Origin of the sequence: Desulfosarcina sp. (genome assembly GCF_046496365.1) — a bacterium.
Lineage (GTDB): Bacteria > Desulfobacterota > Desulfobacteria > Desulfobacterales > Desulfosarcinaceae > Desulfosarcina.
Map to the genome: position 1 here is coordinate 1 of NZ_JAWOHB010000098.1, position 5,002 is coordinate 5,002.

Genomic DNA, 5,002 nt, shown 5'->3' on the forward strand with positions numbered 1-5,002 from the left:
AAAAAACTACGCGTTGATCAACGCGGCTGCATCCATGGCAAAATAGGTCAGGATCATGTCGGCACCGGCCCGTTTGATGGCGGTGAGGGTTTCCATCATGACCTTCTGACCATCAATCCAGCCCATTTTTTCAGCCGCTTTGATCATGGAAAACTCGCCGCTGACATTGTATGCCGCCAGGGGCAGATCTATTTCATCCCGAAGCCGGCATATGATGTCCAGATATGCCAGTGCCGGTTTGACCATGATGATGTCGGCGCCTTCCTCCACATCCATGGCGGCTTCGCGGATGGCCTCCCTGGAATTGGCCGGATCCATCTGGTAGGTGCGTCGGTCTCCGAACTGAGGGGCGCTGTGGGCGGCCTGCCGAAACGGACCATAATAGGATGAACAGTATTTGGCGGCGTAGGACATAATCGGTATTTGGGAATAATCGTGTTCGTCCAGCAGATTGCGGATTTCGGCAACCCGGCCGTCCATCATGTCGGATGGGGCTACCATATCCGCTCCGGCCCTGGCGTGCGACAGGGCCGTCCGGGCAAGCAGGTCCAGGGAAGCATCATTGTCCACGCGATGACCCTCAACAAAACCACAGTGACCATGGTCGGTATACTGACACAGGCAGACATCGGTGATTACCGCCAGATCCGGCACCTTGTCCTTGACCGTTTTGACCGCCCGCTGGACGATACCGTCTTTGGCATAGGCCTGGGTGCCCAGGGGATCTTTTTTGGCTGGGATGCCGAAAAGAATAATCGCCGGGATGCCCAGATCAAATGCCTGCCGGGCCGTATTGACCAGATTGTCGATGGAAAGATGGTATTGACCGGGCATCGCATCGATGGGATTTTTGACGCCTTTTCCGTCAATGGCAAACAACGGCAGGATGAAATCGTTGACGGTAAGCACCGTCTCACGGATCATTTTGCGAAATGCCGTGTTCTGGCGCATCCTGCGGGGGCGATAATCAGGGAACAGCATATCGGCTCCTGGTGATGGGTGGAAGTTGGATTGATCAAGCATGCGATCATAGGGTCTGGGAAATTTCCTCGTCGGTGAGGTAGCAGGCCGGGTCCGGAGCCCAGACGTCATCGTGAATCGCCTCTGCGCGCACCCGGAAGTTGCCGCCGCAGACATCCAGCCAGGTGCATGTGGAACAGCGACCCTTAACGTGAAGTTTTTTTTCTTTGAGTTTCAGCAGCAGGTCGTCTTCGGGCTGGATCCAGATTTGGGAAAACGGGCGCTGGCGGACGTTGCCAAAACTGTGGTGGCGCCAGAACTGGTCCGCATAGACCTCTCCATCCCAGCTGACGCAGCCGATGCCCCGGCCCGAGTTGTTGCCCTCGTTCATCTTGAGCAGTTCGAGAACCTCCGCGGCCCTTTGGGGGTCTTCCTTGAGGAGCCGCAGGTAGAGGTAGGGGCCGTCGGCGTGGTTGTCCACCGTGAGCACCTCCTTGGGGATGCCTTTGGCGTGGAGCGCCCTGGTGCGGTCAATGATCAGGTCAACTGCCTGGCGGGTGCCTTCCAGGCTAAGGTCTTCCGCCACCATCTTGGACCCCCTGCCGGCGTAGACCAGGTGGTAGAAGCAGACCCGGGGGATGTCCATCTCTTCGAGCAGATCGAAAATGGCCGGGATGTCCCCCACATTGAACTTGTTGACGGTGAAACGCAATCCCACTTTGATGCCGGCCTCCTGGCAGTTGCGGATGCCTTCCAGGGCCTTGTCATAGGCGCCGGGAACACCCCTGAACTTGTCGTTGGTGCCCTGCATGCCGTCCAGGCTGATGCCTACATATGACAGGCCGATGGATTTGAGTGTCTTGGCCAAACCGGTTGTGATCAAGGTGCCGTTGGTTGAAATTACCGCCCGCATGCCTCGTTCGACGGCATAGGCGGCCAATTGGGGGAGATCCTTCCTGACCAATGGCTCGCCGCCGGAAAAGAGCATCACCGGGGCGCCGAACTCGGCCAGATCGTCGATCAGCGCTTTTCCTTCCTGGGTGGAAAGCTCGTCTGCAAGGGCTTCTTCCGTGGCCTGGGCATAGCAATGCACACACTTGAGATTGCATTTGCGGGTTATATTCCAAACCACCACCGGTCGTTTGTCTTTGGAAAACTGCAGCAGGTGTGAGGGCAGGGTGGATGAATGCCGGCCATAGCGCAGTGCGTCAGACGGTTCGACGGTTCCGCAGTACAGCTTCGATATTCCGATCATATGGGTTCAGCCTTCCAGCAGGTTATCCGTTTTCGGGGGCATGTGGGTGTGGTCTTGGCCGCTTTGCCTGAGGAGCTCAGCGACGTAGCTGTCCGGTTTTTCCAGGGCCTCCCGGGTAATAAAAAAGCGGGTCCGCCCTGTCTTTTCACGAACCAGCTTCAGACCATGTTCAAAATCAGCGGTCAGCTTGCGGTAATACGCTTCCGGCGTTTGCTGGGCATGGAAACATTCTCCGATGATAAAATCGATGGCTTCTTCTTCCAAGACAATGTTAATACCATGATTTTTGATAAAGTAAAGCTCAATGGTTTTGGTCTCTTCGTAATAGGATTTGACCTTTTTCAGTACTTTTTCGATGTCGGTCACCCGGCGGCAATAGGCCTTGGCTGCCAGCTCAATGCGCATATCGGTCAGTTGGATGCCGTATTTGTCGCTGAATGTTTTTCGGTTCGAGCTGACATAGTTAATAATGCGTTGACATTCCTGTTTTGCCAGTTGGTCAAAGGCCTGTCTGAATTTTTCGTCTTCGGGCCGCTCAAGCAGTTCATTCAAGTGCTCTCGCGGTGAATCGAGCACCTGACGGGTGACGGCGAACCGCTTGATCGTGGAAGAGGGCAGGGCTTTCTCAAAAGCCAGCAGGGCGCCTTCCACTGCACTGACCAGACCGCGTGCACCGGTGTTTTCGCCATATGCCCGCCGGGCCAGCGCCTCAAGGGCTTCGGTCTCAAACTTGACATCGATGCCATAGGCGGCGAAATCCAGTTTTTTGCCCAGCATGATTGGGTTGTTGGGATTCTTAAGGATATCGAATAGATCCACTTCGGAGAGATGTTCAAATATCGTTCGCACGGGCAGCCGTCCCACGAACTCCGATTCGAACCCATACTGAACGAGATCCTCGGATTTTACCTTGTTGAGGATATCCCTGTCCTGTAACGGGTTAGAAATCGAGGCCCCGAAACCGATCTTCTGGTCGGCAATTCGTCGGGAAATAATGGTTTCAAGACCGGAAAAAGCGCCGCTCATGATAAACAGGATGTGCTTGGTGTTGATGCTGCTCTTTTCTTTTTTCCCGGTTTTCCGGAAACGATCTATTTCCTGCAGCATGGATACCGGGTCATGGGGGACTTTCATATCCACGTCGGTCTCTTCCATGGGTTTGAGCAGGGCCCGCTGGACACCGGTCCGGGAAACGTCGGCCCCGATCAGATTATGGCTGGAGGCGATCTTATCGATCTCATCGATGTAGATGATGCCATATTGGGCCAGCTCGATATCCCCATTGGCCTCTTTGACCAGGTCTCGAACCAGATCCTCCACGTCGCCGCCCACATATCCCGTTTCACTGAACTTGGTGGCATCGCCTTTGACGAAGGGTACGCCGATTTTTTTGGCGATAAGCCGCACCATGTAGGTTTTACCCACGCCGGTGGGCCCGAGCATCAGAACGTTGTTCTTGATGACGCCGACCATGTCACTGAAGTCATCGGGGGCGCTTTGCACATGCTTGATCCGGTTGAAGTGGGTGCAGATCTTGGTGGCCAGCGTATCCTTGGCTGACGTCTGTTTGACAATGTACTGGTCCAGGTAGACAACCAGATCCTGCGGCTTAAGCTCGAAATTGATCGTCTTCCGGGGTTTCGGCGGTGATTCTCCCTCATCGGTTTTAGCCGCCTGGGGCATGACGATGGGGGTGGCCAGTTTAACGCTGCCGCCGAATTTTTTGGCCAAAAAATCGCCCAGTTCTTTCTCGAGCTCTTTGGGGTCGGGTATTTTTTCGTTATGTTCTCTCATAATTCGTGACTATAAGCACATGCGCGGCTAAATTCAACTTAGTTAATTAAGTATCTGGAAATCGGGGTGTTGAATTGAAACAAGCCCTGTCCAAAGGACGACGAACCAGGCGCTCACCGGGCAACGCTACGATGCCTGACCATTGCATCAAAACGACAGGGTGGTTTCCGGGCTGAAAAAATTCAACCGTTTTCATTTTTCGTCAATTATCGCTTGCCAAGCCTGCTTATCTGTTATAATTAATGCGTCAACGCGAAAGCCCTGCCTGTGGCAGGAGGAGCGTTAATTCCTACGTAAAGCGGTGTTTACCTCCCTGATCAACGTAATGCAGATGTAAATCCCTGAACGACATGTGGATTGCTTTTCGTCGCGCATGGGCGGACTGATCTTTGCAGAAATTGCCGGAAGCGGCATTTCTGGTTACGCGTTGCGGGGAAAATCCATAACCGATCAACCCAAAAGAAAGAAAAAGAAGAAAAATTGATGGACGAGAACAAACGCAAACAAATTGAAGCCAAGCTTTTCCAACTCTTTACGCAAACCGACGCGAACCAGAATACCGGTTCTCACGCAAAAACAGCACCCACCGTTGTAAAGGTCATTCGTCGCCGCAAGGGAAAACCCGATCTGCAGGTTGCCTGAAACGCATTTCAATTGGATATCATATAAGTTCAGCGGATATGGCCGCTACAAAGACCTTTCAAGCCCGCTACACTTTCAACCCGCCATGTTGCATGGATTTGGAAATGGTGCTATTTAACGGGTAATTCGAGTGCGGCTTCCTGAAGTGGCGCCGTGTGCCGGTCTGTGGGCGGTTCTATTCGGGTATGTCTGCTTTCAGGGAGATAATCACGATCATGACCTGAAGGTGTCCTTGGCTATGACGCAACGCCTGATCGCCTGCCATGAATGTGACCTTTTGCACCGCATGCAACCGCTGCTGGAAAAAAGCAAAGCCCGGTGCAGTCGATGCAAGGCCGTGTTGTATGCCCA

General features: G+C 53.7%; 4 protein-coding genes. 1 reads left to right on the forward strand and 3 read right to left on the reverse strand.

Annotated features, from left to right (window positions below; genetic code table 11):
- Positions 1-6: 6 nt before the first annotated feature.
- Genes hemB through R6V78_RS07620 form a run of 3 tightly spaced genes read right to left on the reverse strand, consistent with a single transcriptional unit; the run spans position 7 to position 4,009 of the window.
- Positions 7-981, reverse strand: coding sequence for a porphobilinogen synthase (gene hemB, locus R6V78_RS07610; RefSeq protein ID WP_410288740.1), 975 nt, complete (start codon positions 979-981; stop codon positions 7-9).
- Positions 982-1,027: 46 nt separating this feature from the next.
- On the reverse strand, positions 1,028-2,215 hold the full coding sequence (gene ahbC / locus R6V78_RS07615) for a 12,18-didecarboxysiroheme deacetylase (protein ID WP_410288741.1): 1,188 nt from the start codon (positions 2,213-2,215) through the stop codon (positions 1,028-1,030).
- A 6-nt stretch (positions 2,216-2,221) separates the two neighbouring features.
- Positions 2,222-4,009, reverse strand: a complete 1,788-nt coding sequence (locus R6V78_RS07620; protein WP_410288742.1) for an AAA family ATPase — start codon at positions 4,007-4,009, stop codon at positions 2,222-2,224.
- A 483-nt stretch (positions 4,010-4,492) separates the two neighbouring features.
- Between R6V78_RS07620 and R6V78_RS07625 the strand changes: the two genes are divergently transcribed.
- Positions 4,493-4,651 (forward strand): hypothetical protein, encoded by a 159-nt coding sequence (locus tag R6V78_RS07625; RefSeq protein ID WP_410288743.1) that lies wholly within the window; start codon positions 4,493-4,495, stop codon positions 4,649-4,651.
- The last annotated feature ends 351 nt before the right edge of the window (positions 4,652-5,002 follow it).

Excerpts from the sequence above, each read along its gene's own strand:
- R6V78_RS07620 (WP_410288742.1), bottom strand. The coding sequence starts at position 4,009 with ATGAGAGAACATAACGAAAAAATACCCGACCCCAAAGAGCTCGAGAAA.
- hemB (WP_410288740.1), bottom strand. The coding sequence starts at position 981 with ATGCTGTTCCCTGATTATCGCCCCCGCAGGATGCGCCAGAACACGGCA.
- R6V78_RS07625 (WP_410288743.1), top strand. The coding sequence starts at position 4,493 with ATGGACGAGAACAAACGCAAACAAATTGAAGCCAAGCTTTTCCAACTC.
- ahbC (WP_410288741.1), bottom strand. The coding sequence starts at position 2,215 with ATGATCGGAATATCGAAGCTGTACTGCGGAACCGTCGAACCGTCTGAC.